Source organism: Egbenema bharatensis FJBBOT/2019 (assembly GCF_048077055.1).
GTDB classification, from domain to species: Bacteria; Cyanobacteriota; Cyanobacteriia; order Elainellales; family Elainellaceae; genus Egbenema; species Egbenema bharatensis.
In genome coordinates, this window is sequence record NZ_CP182236.1 from 6,319,618 (window position 1) to 6,338,096 (window position 18,479).

Consider the following 18,479-nt stretch of genomic DNA (forward strand, 5'->3'; position numbering starts at 1 on the left):
AATTACTCAATAGGTATCGAGCGTTAGATATATAATTCTGGTATATGAAAATTCTGGTTGTAGAAGACGATCCCGTCGTCGCGCAGACCTTACAGATTTTACTCTCTAGCTATAACTACGCAGTGGATGTTGCGGCGGATGGGGAAGCAGGCTTACAAATGGCCAGTGCCTACGAGTATGACCTGATGGTGCTGGATGTCATTTTGCCGAAACTGGATGGCATTCATTTATGCCAGCAGTTGCGTTCGGAGGGATTTCGGAATCCCATCTTACTCTTAACAGGACAGGGAGAAGGGCGGCAAAAGGCGATCGCTCTGAATGCTGGAGCGGATGATTACGTTGTCAAACCCTTTGATACAGAAGAATTAGTTGCTCGGGTGCAGGCCCTGTTGCGTCGGGGAGGCACGATCGCTCAGCCCATCCTGACGTGGGGGGATTTATCCATTGATCCCAGTAGTCGTCAGGTCACCTATGGCACCCGTCTTTTGTCGATGACTCCCAAAGAGTATGCCATCCTGGAATTGTTTTTGCGGCATCCTCAAACTGTGTTCAGTGCCAGGGCCATTTTGGATCACGTTTGGAATTCGGTTGAAGCCCCCAGCGAAGAAGCGGTTCGGGTTCACATTAAGGAAATTCGGCACAAACTCAAAGCCGCAGGCGCACCCCAGGACTGGATTAAGACGGTTTATCAAACGGGCTATCGGCTGAATCCGGTATATTCCTCAGTGCTGGCGGATCAGGTCAGACAGCAGCCCACTGCTTTGGGGGTGGCAGAACTAACTTCGGTAAATGAAGAATTGCGAACTGCCCTGGAAGAACTGCAAGTGGCCGAAGAAGAACTGCGATCGCAAAACGAAGAACTGGTTACGGCCCGTCGTGCGATCGAGCAAGAGCGGCAAAAATATCAAGACCTATTTGAGTTTGCGCCCGATGGCTATCTGGTGACGGATCGGCAGGGCAAAATTCGGCAGGCGAACCGAGCTGCGGAAATGTTATTGGCAGTCGCATCCAGGCATCTGGTTGGTAAACCCCTGGCAACGTTTATTGCAGTTGCCGATCGCAAAGCCTTTCGAGCCCGGTTGGCTAACCTGGAAGGGGCAGATTGGGAAGTCACCCTGCAGAATCGATCGGGAGAAGCGTTTCCAGTGCTCATTACGGTCTCCAGGATGGTGGATGGGCAAAATCAGGAGATGGGGCTACGCTGGTTGCTGCGTGATATTCGTCACCGGAAACAAATGGAGCGGGAATTACGCGCGGCTCGGGATGCCCTGGAACTGCGGGTGGCAGAACGCACTACTGAACTGATGGAGGCAAATCTTCAACTTCAGCAGCAAGAACAGCAGTGGCACGCCTTGTTTGCCAATGCCTTAGATGCGATTACGATTGCCGATGATCAGGGACGTTATGTCGATGTAAATCCGGCCGCCTGCGAGCTGTTTGGGCTAACCCGGAATGAACTGTTGCAGATGGGTGTAGCCAATTTCGCAGATCCAGCATCCGATATTCTGCAAGTCTGGCAGCAATTCCTGCGGCAGGGGCAAATGCGCGGGGACTTTCCTCTGCATCGCCCCGATGGTTCTGTGCGGGATACTGAGTTTGCGGCGATCGCCCATTACCTGCCGGGGCGACATCTCTCCATCTTGCGGGATGTAACCGAACGCAAACGGGCGGAAGCGGATCAGCGCGCCTCGGAAGAGAAATATCGCGCCTTATTTGAGGAGATGGAGGCAGGCTACTGCATCGCTGAAATCATCTTCAACTCAAGCGGTGATCCCGTCAATTACCGTATCCTCGAAGCCAATCGTCAGTTTGAACGGTTAACGGGACTGTCCCGTGAATTAGTGCTGAGTGGCCGAACGATTCGGGAGATTGCGCCAGAACTGGAAGAGCACTGGTATCAAAGGTATGGACAGGTGGCACTGACGGGTGAACCCGCCCGGTTCGAGCAACAGGCCGCTGGATGGAATCGCTGGTATGATGTCTATGCCTTTCGGATTAGTGAACCAGAAAACCACCACGTTGCCATTCTGTTTCATGATATTAGCGATCGCAAACGATCGGAACTGGAACTGTACCAAAACCAGGCAACCATTCGTCAACAGTTGGCCGAAATTGAGGCCATTTATCAATCTGCCCCCGTTGGGCTGTCTATTCTGGATTGCAATCTGCGCTTTGTGCGACTGAATCAGTACCTGGCAGAAATGAATGGACTTCCCATTGAAGCGCATCTGGGTCGAACCATACGCGAAGTGTTGCCCCGTCTGGCAGATACCATTGAACCCATCTTGCAGCGAATCCTGGAAACGGGGGAGCCGTTGCTCAACCTGGAGGTGGAGGGGGAAACGTTTGCTCAACCCGGTGTACGCCGTACCTGGTTAGAGAGCTGGTTCCCGCTGCGGCAAACCGATGGTCAGATTACTGGAGTCAGTGTTGCAGTTCAAGAAATTACTGCCCGTAAGCAGTTGGAAGTGTCTTTGCAAGCTTCTGAAGCAAAACTCAACCGCATTTTAGACAGTGCCCTGGCATCGATCGTGAGCTTTCGAGTCTTTGATAATCGAGATTGGGAGTATGACCACTGGTCGGCAGGCTGTGAATTACTGCTGGGTTATACGCCACAAGAGCTGATGGCAGATCAAAGATTATGGCTTTCACGAGTTGTGCCTGAAGATTGGGAAACGATCCTGCTGCCCCTGTTCCACAGCTTTTTTGCTGAACAGGATACAACTGCCGAGTACCGTTTTTACCACAAGAATGGTGCTTTGCGCTGGATCTCCAGCACCTATTCGTCTCAGCGAATTTCAGAAACTTGCTGGCAAATTACCTGCGTGAATCATGATATTACCGATCGCAAGCAAGCAGAATTGGCACTGCACCAGCAAATCCAACGAGAACAGTTGGTTGCAGATATCACTCAAGATATCCGCCGCTCCTTAGATCTCAATGAAGTGTTGCAGCGAACCGTGGAACGAGTTCGGGATTTGTTAAAGACCGATCGAGTGATTATTTTTCGCTTCCAACCCGATTGGGTAGGAGAAGTGATGATGGAATCGGTTGGGGCAGATTGGTCATCCTTGCTTTCTACCGTTATTTCTGATCCCTGCTTCAGCAATCAATACATTGAACCCTATCGGCAGGGGAGAATTGCCGTGATATCCGATATTGACCAGGAAGAACTGACACCTTGCTACCTTGAGTTACTCACATCGTTTCAGGTCAAAGCCAACCTGGTCGTACCCATTTTGCAGGGAGAAAACCTGTGGGGCTTGCTAATCAGCCATCATTGTTCTGCACCCCGACAATGGCAACCAACTGAAGTAGACCTGCTGCGCCGGTTGGCCGACAAGGTGGGAATCGCCATTCAGCAGTCTGAACTGTATGAGCAAACCCGGCGGGATCTGCAAGCGCGGGAACAGATGCAAACAGTGCTGGAGGAAAACGAAGAACGATTCCGTACCCTCAGTACGACGGCACCGATCGGCATTTGCCAAACTAATGCAGAGGGGATTTGCCTCTATACCAATACATACTGGCATCAAATGTCAGGGCTTAGCTTTGAGGACTCGTTGGGAAACGGCTGGTTGCAAGCCATCCATCCAGACGATCGCCAGATGCTGTGTGAGGCATGGGAAGCCTACCTCCAGGAAGAATGCGAGCAACTGCCCGAATTTCGCCTGCTAACGCCCCAGGGAAAAATTCGCTGGGTGGCGGCCAAGGTGACACCGATGCGATCGGCCACGGGAGAAGTGATTGGCTATGTCAGCCTGGACGAAGATATCACCGAGCGCAAGCTGGCAGAACAAAAAATTCGAGAGCAGGCTGCATTAATTGACATTGCAACCGATGCGATTTTTGTCCAGGATTTGAAACAACGGATTCTGTTTTGGAATCAGGGGGCAGAACGATTATATGGTTGGACAACCGCAGAAACGTTTGGGAAAAAAACCAATGCGCTGTTTTGCCATCGGTCTTCTGTACAACTGAAAGCCGCCCAAAAAGAAATCTTGCAGCAAGAGACATGGCAGGGAGAACTGGAGCAGAAGACAAAAACGGGCGAAACGGTGATTGTAGCGAGTCGCTGGACGCTCATGCGAGATCAGGAGGGCCAACCCAATGCCATTCTGGTGGTCAATACAGACATTACTGAGAAAAAACAGTTGGAAGCCCAATTTTATCGGGCCCAGCGATTGGAAAGCGTGGGGACGCTGGCCAGTGGCATTGCCCATGACCTGAATAATGTGTTCACCCCGATTCTGACCCTCTCACAGCTCTTGTCGTTGAAACTTCAGGATGTCGATCCCCGATTGCAAGAAATGCTAGAAATTTTGACCAGCAGTACCCGACGGGGGGCAAACCTGGTCAAACAAATCCTCACCTTTGCGCGGGGAACCGAAGGAGAACCCGTTCCGCTGCAAGTCGGGAATTTGCTTCAGGAAATTCTGGATATCACTCGACAAACCTTTCCGAAGTCCATTACGATTCGGCGAGAAGACTCTGTTCAATCTTTACGACGAGTTTCAGTTGATCCAACCCACTTACATCAAGTGTTAATGAATTTATGCGTCAATGCTCGTGATGCCATGCCTAATGGGGGTGTGCTGACCCTCTCAGCCCAAAATCAATTCGTTGATGAAACCATGACCCGTGTGAATCTAGATGCCAGGGTGGGCAATTATGTGGTCATTACCGTTGCGGACACAGGCATCGGTATTTCACTGGAATATCTCGATCGCATTTTTGATCCCTTTTTTACCACAAAAGAACCCGGTGAAGGAACAGGGCTGGGGCTTTCTACTGTGCTGGGAATTGTGAGAAACTATGGTGGCTTCTTGCAGGTGTCGAGTCAGCTTGGTGAGGGGTCGCAGTTTCAGGTGTACTTACCGGCCATTTCAGAAGCGGTTCAAACCACCACAGGCACTCAGCCGACCCTGCATGGAGATGGGCAGTTGATCCTCGTTGTGGATGATGAAGCCGCCGTCCAGCAAACGAATCAAACCTTGCTGGAAAGTTTTAATTTTAGAACGTTAACCGCCCGCGATGGATTAGAGGCGATCGAGCGATATCGAGAACATTCTCTAGAAGTGAGTCTGGTGTTGATGGATGTGATGATGCCTAATATGGACGGTGTCAGCCTGATTCGGCATCTGCGCCGCATTAATCCCCAGGTCAAGATCGTTGCCATCAGTGGTCTGCCCTCCAATCAACAACCGATCCTGGCGGCAGGAGCGAATCTATTTTTGACTAAACCCTACAGCCCAACGGATCTGTTAGCTGCCATTCATGATTTGATGGAATCGTGAGCGCAAATGGTGAATATCAGTCGATCGAATCGGTTCCCCTTTTTTAAGGGGCTAGTAGACCTCGGCAGCAATACGCCCACCTTTCGTAGTGCAGGCTTCCAGCCTGCGCGGGCAAGATGCCCGCTCTACGGTTGCTCAATTCACGCTCGTTTCTATAGTGCTACGCACTGAGATTAGGAAGGTAAAAGCCCCGCGCTGCGGGGCTTTTACCTCTAAATTTGTCCTAACTACTGTGACTACAGCTATACCAGGGAGGATCTAAACTGGGTTTGCGAGCTACTCAAGCGGGCTCAATACGCTGCCAAACCAGAATTTGCTGATCTTCGCTACCACTGGCAAAGGTTCTTCCATCTGGACTCATCGCCAGGGAATAAACCTGCTTCCGATGATCAGTCAACGTGGTGAGAAGTTTTCCACCATTGACTTGCCACATCCGCACCGTATTATCTTTGCTGCCACTGATGAGCGTTTGCTGATCTGCACTGAACAGCACCGCAGATACCCCACCTCGATGTCCGGTGAGTGTGTTGAGTAATTTAGCACTGCCTAAATGCCATAACCGCACCGTCTGATCCTCACTGCCACTGACGAGGTACTGACCATCCGCACTCAGGGCGATCGATCGCACCCAATCTAGATGGCCGGTCAACACCTGGCGCAATTTTCCCGTTGGCAGATGCCAGAGTTTAATCGTTTTGTCGGCTCCGGCACTCACCAGGGTTTGTCCGTCTGGGCTAAGCGTCAGGCCATAGACCCACTCTTGATGGCCATTCAGGGTTTGTCGCAGTTGCCCCGTCTGCAAATCCCAGATTTTGATCTTGTAGCCGCCACTGACCAGAAATCGATTGTCGGCACTCAGGGCAAGGGCATAAACCCGTTTGTGATGTCCAGTGAAGGTATGCAACACGGTGCCCGTCTGCAAATGCCAAACTTTGATGACGCTCCGTTCGCTCGTTCGGTGACTACTGGCAAGCAGTTGCCCATCGGGGCTGAGGGCCAGGGCCAGAACTCGTCCCGCCCTGGCAATGAACGTCTGTAAGGTTTGACCGCTCTCCAAATGGTGCAGGGCAATGGTGTGATCCGACCGGACACTGGCTAGAGTTTGACCATCGTTGCAAAAGACCAGGGAAGCCGCTTTACCGGAATACCCATTGAGGGTGTGCGTCAGGACGATCGATCGCCATGGCTCCTGGGATCTTAAATTGGGGGGATGAAGCAGTGGCGCAGACAGTATCAGCCGGGGTTGGGATAATTGGTGACTGCTCAGAGCGTTTGCCTTCCAGGACTGCAACCAGCAATCGAGGGAATGGGCCAGTTCCGCTTCTCCCAGGGCAGCCCAGCAGGTTTTGAGTAACTGCAAATAGGTTTCATCCTCCGGCTTGAGATGATCTGGCTTCAGGACAGACAGCAGGGTTTGCCAGGATGCTGCTTGAACGGGGGGGAGTTGCCGTTGATGTAACCAGAGGCTAAGGGAATGGGTGATTTGTTCCCTTGCCCAGGTGCGATCGGGCAATTCACTGAAGCTGTGCGCCAGTTTTAAGCTGCATTGGGCTGCCTGATCCGGCATCTCCCTGGCTAAGGCTTGGAACAGCTCCTGGTAGCCAGAGTGCATGGTGCGTAAGAGGGACTGGCTTAATTCCAGAGAGGCGATCGGCTGAGTCAGTTCAGCCATTAAGGCAGGCAATGCTGGAGCAATACCGGCATGCAGCAAATGATGGGCATCGGCCAACCACCCTGCCAGGACGCAGTAAATGCAGATGAGCGTCTGCCGTAGTTCGGTGAAGTCCTCCGGACTGAAAGTGTAAGGTAAACGAAGGACATTGAGATCAATACCGTGGGCTTGCCACCGGGTTGCTTTCTCCAGCCATTCCAGGTTATGAACATTATCGCCACCGAGGGGAAGAATGGACTCCAGAGATTCACCGATCGCCAGGAGTTGTTGCACGGTGGCTTGCCATTGCAATGCCCGTTGTTTCATGGCAGCATCCACGATCACCCGCCAGGGGAAATCCGCAACGATCGTTTGATAACAATACTGGCTATGAGACAAGCCCCAATAAGCCATGCGAATGTTCAGGAATTCCCCCACGATGTCGGTTTCTAGAACCAGCGTTGGGCGATCGCGCAGTTGATGAAACAGGGCTTTAATCCGGGCTTCCCGTTGCAGGGAATGATTCCGCCAGGCACCAGATAACAGCTCCGTGGGGCGTTCGGGATGATGCAACGGATAATGCTGATTTAGAAAATTTGCCAGTCCTTCAGCCAGATCCGTTTCCAGCGTATGCAGTCCTGACAGGTTTTGATCGGTGGCAGCAAGCGGAAGGTTGATCGGAGCCAGAAAAATTTGCAGGGGCAGGGAGCTGGAATGAATTGAAGTGTCTCGGAGCTGGGAGGGAAATAGCCCCAAAGACCACTGTTCCAGAATCTTCTGATCTTCTAGCCATTGTAAGGCGGGTTCACGCTGATGAACCGCCAGCGGCAACGGAGGGCTAACGGCAGCGATCGCCCGATTTACCTCGGCTTTTTGCCCAGGTTTAATGATTTTGTTCTGGTCTTTGTTCTGGTCTTTGTTCTGGTCTTCTTTTGGGGCTTTTTGCTGCTTTAGGTGAAGCAGACGTTCATTTTGAATGGCGGTCAAGAGTTCGACGATCGCAGGTAATCCTTGCAGTAATAAACCGAGGCCAATATCTAACTTCATACCAGTACGATTTTCTCTCTGTTGTTCTCAGGTTTGATCCGATCGATCGCAATCATCACTCTATCGTTTCTCAGGCTTCTGGCTGGGACTTCCCCTCAGGATACACTGTGGGATCGGCAATGCCCACCCCACAAGCGTTTTATTGATGCTCTCCCTGGCTATTCAACCCAATGAGCTTTTAGTTCCCGTAGGCGATCGGAATAGCTGCGAATCACTTGCAGGGCAAACATGGGAGTTTCCTGGATCACAAACAGAAAATGCTGTTGATCGAGCTGGGCCAGTTTGCAGTCCGTTTTGGCGATTGCTGTCGTGAACCGATAGCCATTGGGGTGAGACAGGGCACCCTCTCCAAACACATCTCCCGCCTTCAACGTTTCAACAACCTTGCCATCGATAGACAGTTCTATCTCACCCTCCAGGATGCCATACATATAGTCTCCGGGTTGTCCTTGCTCAAAGATGATTTGTCCAGCGGAAACCAATCGACTGGGATGTTTTTGAAAAATTTTTACGGTTTCTGCGGGTTGAAGTAGCATCATATATACCTCCTATCAGTCGTAAAGTCGGGTAAATAGTGAAATTGGGCAGGAACGCTGGAGCAATCCGCTCAAATTTTGGCTGGCTCCACGGGCATGGCTTCGGGGAGGGTTGGATGAAGCAACAGCAGATGCAGATATTCGCGAAAACTGGCAGTGAGGTAGCGATGGCGGATCGCTTCCCAATTGATCAGAGCGTTCGATCGATTCGTTTGCATTGCCCGTTCCAGGTGCGGAATTTTCGTGTTTTCGGGCAACTCTTTTTGTAATAGTTCTGCCAACACGTGAGTATCCTGAACCTTTCCCAGATTATCCTGTAAGGCCTTAAGCTCATCCACCCACGTGCGAAACGAGGGACTGTAAAACGAGCTGAAAAATTCTGCTTGATACCGCACGAATTTACACATCTTCCGGAGGTCATGCAACACCAACCAACGGGCGGATGATGAATCATTGACTGAAACCAGCCACCCCTCATGCAACAGCAAGGCAGAAAGCAGGGGATTCAGTAAATCTGGAATGAGCAGCAGCAGGGATAATTGTCCTAACGCCGTGTACTGGGGAGCATGCAGCCAGGTTTCATAGGCAGATTTCATTTTCTGATATTTGGGATCGGTGAGTGTATCCCTGGCATGGGCTAACGCCGGAATCCGCTGTTGTTCAAGCACCAATAGCACTTTTTTAAGGGCTTTGCGCTCGTTCTTGTGCGGCAACTGCTGAATATAATCCGATCGCAAGGCTTCGATTTGCACATCTAGATCCCGCAATGTCCCCAATGTTCTCGTTAACTGAGCAATCCGCTTTTCTCCAGCCGCTTTCGGAAGTTTAATTACATGACGAAAAACCTGTAGAGCCGTGCGTAGTCGCCGGGAAGCAACACGCATTTGGTGTAAATATTCCGGGTCTTTGTCTGCCAAAACTCCCTCTTCCTGTTCCACCATACGCAGATAATGCTGTGCGATCACCGTATACGCAAAATCACCTGCGATCGGCAATGACGAATCTATTCGATCGGGAGAGAATGAGGACTCCATTCGATCCTCAAAAAACGAAAACTGATCTACTGCTTGTACCATGATTTAAGCTACTCATCTAACTCAATAGAGATAAGCACCTTCCTCCACCGGCAGAAGGTGCCTATTGACCAAGCCAGCCTTCACCCAATCCACCTGCCTTAGACCGAAGCTGCATTAAACCGCACAATTAAGCTTCAGCCACTTCACCTTCTTCGACTGCTTCCAGTTTTTTACCCTCTGCTTCAGCCAGTTCAGCCTTAGCTTCAGCCAGAATATCCTCCAGGCTTTCACCGACTTCAGCAATGACTCCTCTGCCCTTTTCATACAGGACAATCCCACCTTTAATGGCAGTTTTGGTCAAGGGTTTCATCACCTTACCCGCAACCGGAACCAGCACCGGCAACAGAACGATCGCGGCAATGCCGGAAACACCCAGTCCTTCAGCAATTTCTTCAAACTCTGGAACTAATTTAATCGACATAATATTACCTCTCTTGATGAATCAGCGTTTACAAACGAGCTACGGACTGGTTTGATTAAACAGAAGTTAAAAATTCAATTCGGAAATTGCGATCGTGTGTTTATCTCCTTGCAGGCAGGATGCCGGCACTACAGATTACCGCATTATTTTCTTAACCTCCGCTTAACCAATTCGTGAAATAATCCATTAATTTACCGGAATCAATCTTTTTAACTGTTCATTCGTGGGTTTCACTCCCCTCAACCAAACTGACCGGCGACGTATTGTCGCGTTAATTCCTGTTGAGGATCACTAAAAATTACAGATGTATCATCATACTCAACTAATTCACCAGTACGGCTACCCTCCTGCATTTCAAGGTTGAAAAATGCTGCTCGATCGGATATTCGAGCTGCCTGTTGCATATTGTGCGTCACAATCACAATGGTGTGTCGCTGCTTCAGCTCTCGCATTAACTCTTCAATCTGCCAGGTTGCAGCCGGATCCAGGGCAGAGCAAGGCTCATCCATTAGAATCACCTCTGGATCGGCAGCTAACGCCCTGGCAATACATAAGCGCTGCTGCTGTCCTCCAGAAAGCTTGTTCGCACTTTCACAAAGGCGATCCTTGACTTCATCCCACAGGTAAGCCCGACGAAGGGCCTGCTCGACTTGCGCATCCAACGCCTCTTGAAATACCTGAAGTCGCGGCGCAAAGGCAATATTTTCGTAAATTGATTTTGGGAAGGGATTAGGATGCTGAAAGACCATGCCAATCCGTGCCCTTAAAGCAACTGGATCAATCCTGAGATGATAGATGTCCATCCCATGAAAGAGAACCTGACCTTTGAAGCGTGTTCTGGGAATGAGTTCATTGAGCCGATTCAGACACCGCAACAAAGTACTCTTACCGCACCCAGAAGGACCAATTAAAGCGGTAATGGTATTTTTGTAGAAGGGAAGATCAACATTACGCAAAGCCAGAAACTTATCATAGTGTAGGGTTTCGACTTGAGCGTGCATAATGACTTCAGACTGGTTGGCAGAATCGGCTGTGACCGTTGGAAAACTTTCTACCATAATTCCCCCGTAAGTACACCAGCCCAATCCAGTTTTCAATTCATGATCGCTTCTCACCTCCTGTATCTTTCTCACCAAAAAACTGTAGGGTGGGTCGGCAATACCTACCAAGGGACTTTGAAATCTGATCAGTAGCTGGGTGGTGAGCAGTGCCCTACTACTTCCCCACTAAAAGTTTAGGATCAACAATATGAGGAAATCGTGAGCATCCCCATTCGCTTTACTTTAATTTACGCATCTCAAGTCCCTGCAACTTGAGGGCAAATGCAATAAATCATCACAAGAATGCACTCAACTCGTCGATTCATTTTAGGATCAAAGTATGGATACCTACTATGGCACTGCCCACAGCAGCACATCTTTCGTTCGGGCAATCCATACAGCAGTCGCCGGAAGAAGCCGGTATCATGTAGTGGGGTTGCATCGCTCCAAAACCCTGAAGCATTATCTTGAACAGCACCTGTCGGCAGAGGCTGGGATTCGGGATGTTTCTGCCAACCTCTGGACCGGAAATATTCTGGTGCATTTTAATCCTGCCATCAGTAGTGACACGATCGCCCATCAGCTAGAACAGCTTGTTTTGCAATATCGCCAAGGCTCTCCTGCTTCGATCGCAGAGTCTCCCCAGTCGCGCACGCTTACTCATGATCATCCTCGCCCTCAGAGGCGATCGACCCTATCCACTTTCCCCTCTTCTTCCGTTCCTCCTTTCATCTGTATGGATCAGGATCTGCAAGTCCAACCGGTTCAATCCTGGCATCTGATTGAGGCAAAGGATGTGCTTCACAGGTTGCAAACCTCTGCCACTTCCGGATTGACCCATTCGTTAGCGCAAGAAAACCTGAGAAAGTACGGTGCGAATTCACTACCAGAATCCGCTTCCCGTTCCAGGCTCAGTCTATTGGTCGAACAATTTAAATCCCTGCCAGTGGCCCTACTCAGTGTTGCCGCGGGACTCTCGATCGCCACGGGAGGAGTCGCAGATGCGGCCGTCATTATGGGAGTCGTCTTCATTAATGCAGCGATCGGCTACACCACCGAAACTCAGTCCGAACGAATTATCCACTCTCTGAAACATCTGGTTCAACCCGTTGCCCTGGTGATTCGGGAAGGCATTCTGACGCAGGTGGATGCTCAAGCGGTGGCGCTGGGAGATATTCTGGTGCTGAAACCCGGCAGTTATGTGGCAGCCGATGCACGACTGATTGAAGCGAATGATTTGAGTGTGGATGAGTCCGCTTTGACGGGCGAGAGCTTGCCAGTGACTAAAACGGTGAATCTTTTGGTAGGTGAAGATTTACCCGTAGGCGATCGCACCAATATGGTGTACATGGGAACCCTGATCACCGGGGGGCAAGGGTTAGCCGTCGTGGTAGCCGTAGGGGCATGGACGGAAATGGGACAGATTCAAACGCTGGTGGGTACGGCCACCCTGCCCACCACCCCCATGGAGCGGCAACTCGATCAGGCGGGCGGCCAGTTGGTCTTTCTCTCCAGCGCAGTGTGTGGAGTGGTATTTGCCCTGGGAATGCTGCGGGGCTATGGCTTCTTGCCCATGCTCAAATCTTCCATCGCCTTAGCTGTGGCTGCTGTGCCCGAAGGTTTACCCGCCGTGGCCACCACGACCCTGGCCCTGGGCATTCAAAAGATGCGTCAGCACAAGGTTTTAATCCGCCGACTGGATGCGGTGGAAACCCTTGGCTCGGTTCAGTCCATCTGTCTGGATAAAACAGGCACCTTAACGATTAACAAGATGTCTGTGGTTGAACTGTATGCGAACGGCGATCGGATTCATGTGACGGCAGGAGAATGGCAAAATGGGGAAGAATCCATTGATCCGCAGACATCGAAAACGCTCTTGCAAGTGCTGCAAGTTTTAGTCCTGTGTAATGAAAGTGAAACAGATTCAGATAGTAGCGGTGATGTCACGCTAAACGGAACGTCTACTGAAAATGCTCTACTTGAATTGGCGATCGCTGCCGGAATGGATGTAACCCAGATTCGACAAACCTATCCCCAACTGGCGATTCATCACCGTTCTGAACACCATAACGTCATGGTGACGATCCATACTGCGCCGGAGGAGATCGCGGCAGATGTTCCTGCTGCCAAGAACACTAAAACCAAGAACACTAAAACCAAGAAAATCAAAACCAAGAACACTAAAACCAAGAAAATCAGAACTTCCTGTTCTAAACAGAAATTCCACTCTAAAAAATGTCAGGCAGCCTCTGGTAGCCAACCGATTGAAAGCCGCAGTGCCACCCCATCCAGACAGTTTGTCGCAGTCAAGGGCAGCCCAGCAGAGGTATTGGCACTATGCAACTGGATCATTCAAGCAGGCGAGGTTACCGCCCTCACCCAGTCCGATCGCAAAGCCATTGAAATCGAAAACGATCGCATGGCCGGGCAGGCTCTGCGGGTGTTGGGGGTGGCGTATCGCTATGCCAATAATCTGGATGCCCAAAATCATATCCAGAATCAGATCCAGAATCAGATCCAAAATCATACCCAGGACAACTTGATCTGGCTGGGTCTGGTGGGAATGGCTGATCCGATTCGCCCCGGCACGACAGAACTGATGCAGGTCTTTCACCGGGCCGGGATTGAAACCATCATGATTACAGGTGATCAAAGCCCAACGGCCTATGCCATTGGTAAAGCGTTGAATCTGAACCAGGGTGAGCCATTACAAATTCTCGACTCAACGGCTCTAACCCATCTGGAGCCAGAAGCCATGCAGGCGTTGTGCCAGCAAGTGCATGTTTTTGCGCGGATCAGCCCCGCCCACAAGTTGCAGATTGTTCAGTCCTTACAACAGACGGGCAAAGTAGTCGCCATGACGGGGGACGGCATTAATGATGCACCGGCCCTGAAAGCGGCAGATGTGGGGGTGGCGATGGGGCATGTGGGGACGGATGTGGCGCGGGAAGTGGCGGATGTGGTACTGGAAGATGATGACCTGCAAACCATGACGATCGCCATCAGCCAGGGACGCACGATTTATCACAATATCCGCAAGTCCGTTCACTTTCTGCTGTCCACCAACCTGAGCGAAATTCTGGTGATGCTGACGGCCACCAGCCTGGGATTGGGTCAACCCCTGAATGCCATGCAACTCCTCTGGCTCAACCTGGTGACGGACATCTTTCCAGGGCTGGCCCTTGCCCTCGATCCACCCGATCCAGAGGTGCTAAACCAACCCCCACGCGATCCGCATGAATCCATCATCCAACCGGCTGATTTCCGGCGCATTCTCTGGGAGTCTACGGCCCTATCCGCCAGTGCCCTGGCAGCCTATGGTTATGCGATCGGCCGGTATGGCCTCAGTCCGCGTGCCAGTACGATCGCCTTCATGAGCCTGACCTGTGCCCAATTGTTCCATTCCTTGAGCTGCCGTTCAACCACCCGACGCTGGGGCGGCCATGCCCTCCCACCTAACCGCTACTTGTCCATTGCGTTGACGGGATCCCTGGGGTTGCAACTCCTGTCGGCGATCGTGCCGGGATTACGCACCTTACTCCACATCACGTCCATTAGCGTTTTGGATAGTGCAATCATTAGTGCCAGTGCCCTGCTGCCGTTGCTCGTGAATGAGGCGACGAAGCGCACTGACAGCCCTAAACTCCTGCAACCATCCGTCAATCCTGAAGTCTGAGGTCTGAAGGCGATAATAAAATTCCAATGCCTTACTGCATTTGGATTTTGCCCTTTTGCCAAGTTTGATCTACCCAAAGTGGATATCGGTGCCCTTGAATTCGGCGCATGCTCCCCTGCTCAAAATGTCGGCACTCTGAGCAATTCTGCCCACACCTTTACGGGTTCTGGTCTAACCAATTCTCTACGTCAATTACCTGTGTAAAGTCCAACAACGCAACACCTAAGGTTTCCAGTTGGTCGATGGAGAGCGATCGCACCTGTGCTTCGGTTTCTGGGTTTAGACTGCCAAAGCGACGTTGTAACTGGCGGATTATCAGGTCAGCCTCTCGTTGCAGCCCTTGTTGCAGCCCTTGTTGCAGCCCTTGTTGCAAAATGTCCTGGTAGGTTACCGATTCCTTCACAATGTCCTCCCGCAAGATTTGCTGAATCACGGCTTTTTCTAATACTAATCCCGCCAGGATAAATGTGGTCGCAGCAACATTATTGCGCTCTGTTCGATCAGGCAGTTGTTCAATCTGATCAGCGACTTCTTGCAAGGTTTTGGGTTTGTCCTCTGTCTGTCCCAAAATTGACAGCGGCAGTAACCCCGGCGCGGTTTGCAATTGTGTCACTGGCACTTCCCAAAGGCGAATCACTTCAAACTTGTGGCGCAGTCCAGAAATGGTAAAGGTGGTTTGTTGGGCGAGTTCTGAACGAGTCGGCTTGAGGTAGATCACCACCTGCCGCATGTGAACCTGAGGATAGCGGCGAAAGACCCTAAGGCGGTAATCGGCCATCCGGAAGGGAATGTCTGGGTCGGGCTGGGTTTGGAATTCCAGATGCAAAATGACCGACTGGGCTGCCAGCAGAATTAAACTATCGGCGCGAATAGGGGCTAAGGACAGTTCCGAAGGACTTAGTTGAGTCAGGGCGATCGCCCTGGACATCGCTGGTGTCGCAAGGGTTTGGATTGTAGACCCCACAACAAAAACAATTACTGTATTCAAACCGGATACTCTACCTGTGACCTATCGGGATGATCGCAACCTGACGGATGAACACCTGACCGATTTCACCCTGACGGCACGGCAATTGTTTGAGCAGTCCGGATTGCTGGGCGAGTAGCGTTAGCTGTGATCGCCTCCCGCTGCACCCGTGTTCCAGCTTGTCCTGCCAGAATTGCTGCTGCATCCTCCAATCGGCCAATTCCCGCGATCCCTCCAGTCTGCTCCACAAAACGACAGGCTGCTTCCACCTTGGGAGCCATTGACCCAGGGGCGAAGGAATAGCCTCGCAACACCGCTGGCGTGACTTGGTGCAGGGGTTGGGCCGCAGGTGTGCCCCAATTCGTGTAAACAGCATCCACATCCGTCAGCAGCAGTAGTGCATCCATCCCCAGCGCAGTTGCCAGCAGAGCCGCCGCCAAGTCCTTATCAATCACCGCCTCCACACCCCGAATTTCTCCCCCCGAAGAAACCACCACCGGAATGCCACCCCCTCCGACGCAAATCACCAGCGCACCCGCCTGTACCAGCAGTTGAATTGCTCCCAGTTCCAAAATTCGTTTGGGTTCAGGGGAAGGCACCACTCGACGGTAAGCATCCCCATCCGGTGCGATCGCCCATCCCCGGCTGGCCGCGAGCTGTTCGGCTTCCGCCTGGTGATACAACGCACCGATCGGCTTCGTGGGATGGGAAAAGGCTGGATCGTGGGCATCCACTTCCACCTGAGTCAGCAGGGTAACGACCTGGCAATCCGGACGATCGGGAGAATCCGTACATCTGGGGCGATCGGTCAGTTGATTGCGGAGTTCCTGTTCCAGCAGATAGCCAATCATCCCCTCCGATTCTGCATTCAGCACATCCAGGGGATAGGGTTGCACCCCCTGATAGGATTCCGCCTGAAGGGCCAGCAGCCCCACCTGGGGCCCATTCCCGTGGGTGATCACCAAATCGTGGCTTTGCGCCAGGGATGCGATCGCCTTAGCGGCCCGCCGCCCATTAGCCTGCTGATTTGCCGAGGTCATGGGTTCGCCTCGACGGAGCAGAGCATTTCCTCCCAGGGCTACCACAATTCGCATGGTCGTTCTCCTGAATGGGTTCCGATTGATTAAAAACGAATTCCAGCATGGGTTAAAAACTGTTGGACTTGAGCCGCCAATCCCGGTTCACTCGCTTCCGCAAATTCATAGTACGCCCGCACGATCGGCTTATTCACATCAATCAACGCCTCTAGGTCGATTGGGGTGGCGGACACTACCACATCCGCCGGAGTGTTGTTAATCGTGTCCTGAAGTGCCTGCAACTGTTCCGCCGAATAGCCCATAGCGGGCAAAACCGAATGCAGATGGGGATACAGGTCATAAACTTCGGCGATCGCGGGTACGGCAAAGGGGCGAGGATCGACAATCTCCAGAGCCTGGGCGCGGGTGGCAGCCACATAGCCTGCTCCGTAGGCCATCCCACCGTGAGTCGTGGTCGGCCCATCTTCAATCACCAGCACCGATCGACCCCGCACTGCTTCGGGACGGGTGAGCCGAATCGGAGAAGCCCCCCGCACGATCGCCGCTGGGGGATTCAATAATCGGGCGGTTTCCGTCACCCGTTGAATATCCGCCGTTGCCGCCGCATCCACCTTGGCCACTACAATCAAATCGGCCATCCGCAGCACCGCTTCTCCTGGATGATGGGTGGTTTCATGCCCCGGACGGAGTGGATCCACCAGGACAATATGGAAATCGGGACGAATAAAGGGAAAATCATTGTTGCCCCCATCCCACAAAATCAAGTCTGATTCCTGCTCCGCCATGCTAACCACTTCGGCATAATCGACTCCGGCGTAGACAATATTGCCTTCTTCCAGATGGGGTTCGTATTCCTCCCGTTCTTCAATGGTGCAGTGAGCCAGGTGCAAATCTGCGCGACTGGCAAAGCGTTGGGCTTTCTGCCGCTCCAGGTCGCCGTAGGGCATGGGATGACGAATTACCCCCACCCGGAATCCCCACTGCCGCAATAGTTTAGACAGCCAGCGAGTGGTCTGAGATTTACCACAGCCCGTTCGGACTGCCGAAACAGCAATTACTGGAACCCTGGCTTGCAGCATGGTGCGATTTGGCCCCAGCAAACTAAAGTCCGCTCCGGTTGCCATCACCAGGGAAGCCAGGTGCATCACATGGGCATGGGGAACATCGCTATAGGCGAACACCACCTGATCCACATCCTGTTCCTGGCAAAGGTGCTCTAACTCTGTCTCATCCACGATCGGGATACCGTGGGGATAGAGAGGTCCAGCCAGAACAGGGGGATAGTGGCGATTGGCAATGCCTGAAATCTGCGTGGCCGTAAAAGCGACGACTTCAACTTGAGGATCATGCCGATACACCACATTAAAGTTGTGAAAGTCCCGCCCAGCGGCTCCCATAATCACAATGCGTGTTCGAGGCGGTGTCGTTTGACTGGATCGATCGTTAATCATAGTTTTATCCTTTACATCACTCATCAATGCAGCTTAGAAAAGTGATGATCATGATTTAGCTTGGTTTAGGTTCTATCCCAAAACTCACTGGAGTTTTGGGCATTCAAAACCCCTGACGGGATATTCGGAGTTTTTAGTGCAGGTCATTCAGCCTATTGCGGTAACGGTCTCGTTTCGGGTTTCGTGGGTCAATATCAACGAGCTACTCTTTTACTTTAGGGTTTAATCATGGGGAAACTGTGAAGTTGACGATAGACTTTCGGCCAGGTCAGGAATTGTT

General features: G+C 51.8%; 10 protein-coding genes. 2 read left to right on the forward strand and 8 right to left on the reverse strand.

All coding sequences use genetic code 11. The features are described 5' to 3' along the window. Positions 1–44 precede the first annotated feature (44 nt). Positions 45–5,297 (forward strand): PAS domain S-box protein, encoded by a 5,253-nt coding sequence (locus tag ACM1PF_RS29480; protein ID WP_416669857.1) that lies wholly within the window; start codon positions 45–47, stop codon positions 5,295–5,297. 280 nt (positions 5,298–5,577) lie between these two features. Here ACM1PF_RS29480 and ACM1PF_RS29485 read toward each other — a convergent pair whose 3' ends face one another. The 5 genes from ACM1PF_RS29485 to pstB form a co-directional block, all read right to left on the reverse strand. After that, positions 5,578–7,995 carry a WD40 repeat domain-containing protein gene (locus ACM1PF_RS29485; RefSeq protein WP_416669859.1) on the reverse strand — a complete coding sequence of 806 codons (2,418 nt, stop codon included), beginning with the start codon at positions 7,993–7,995 and terminating at the stop codon, positions 5,578–5,580. Between the two features lie 158 nt (positions 7,996–8,153). Further along, positions 8,154–8,531, reverse strand: coding sequence for a cyclic nucleotide-binding domain-containing protein (locus tag ACM1PF_RS29490; RefSeq protein ID WP_416676851.1), 378 nt, complete (start codon positions 8,529–8,531; stop codon positions 8,154–8,156). A gap of 71 nt (positions 8,532–8,602) precedes the next feature. Further along, entirely contained in the window at positions 8,603–9,565 is a 963-nt protein-coding gene (locus ACM1PF_RS29495) for a CHAD domain-containing protein (RefSeq protein WP_416669860.1), read from the reverse strand. Between the two features lie 169 nt (positions 9,566–9,734). Further along, entirely contained in the window at positions 9,735–10,028 is a 294-nt protein-coding gene (locus ACM1PF_RS29500; RefSeq protein WP_416669862.1) for a DUF5132 domain-containing protein, read from the reverse strand. Between the two features lie 239 nt (positions 10,029–10,267). Beyond that, positions 10,268–11,086, reverse strand: a complete 819-nt coding sequence (gene pstB / locus ACM1PF_RS29505; RefSeq protein ID WP_416669863.1) for a phosphate ABC transporter ATP-binding protein PstB — start codon at positions 11,084–11,086, stop codon at positions 10,268–10,270. 322 nt (positions 11,087–11,408) lie between these two features. On the opposite strand from pstB, the gene ACM1PF_RS29510 reads away from it, so the two are divergent. After that, positions 11,409–14,744 carry a cation-translocating P-type ATPase gene (locus tag ACM1PF_RS29510; protein ID WP_416669865.1) on the forward strand — a complete coding sequence of 1,112 codons (3,336 nt, stop codon included), beginning with the start codon at positions 11,409–11,411 and terminating at the stop codon, positions 14,742–14,744. 157 nt (positions 14,745–14,901) lie between these two features. Here ACM1PF_RS29510 and ACM1PF_RS29515 read toward each other — a convergent pair whose 3' ends face one another. From ACM1PF_RS29515 to ACM1PF_RS29525, 3 genes are all read right to left on the reverse strand, one after another. After that, positions 14,902–15,732, reverse strand: a complete 831-nt coding sequence (locus ACM1PF_RS29515; RefSeq protein WP_416669867.1) for an Rpn family recombination-promoting nuclease/putative transposase — start codon at positions 15,730–15,732, stop codon at positions 14,902–14,904. 65 nt (positions 15,733–15,797) lie between these two features. Further along, the gene (arcC, locus tag ACM1PF_RS29520; RefSeq protein WP_416669869.1) at positions 15,798–16,805 is read right to left on the reverse strand and encodes a carbamate kinase; all 1,008 of its coding nucleotides are present in this window, start codon (positions 16,803–16,805) and stop codon (positions 15,798–15,800) included. Positions 16,806–16,834: 29 nt separating this feature from the next. Continuing rightward, entirely contained in the window at positions 16,835–18,199 is a 1,365-nt protein-coding gene (locus tag ACM1PF_RS29525; RefSeq protein ID WP_416669870.1) for a cyclic 2,3-diphosphoglycerate synthase, read from the reverse strand. Between the last annotated feature and the right edge of the window lie 280 nt (positions 18,200–18,479).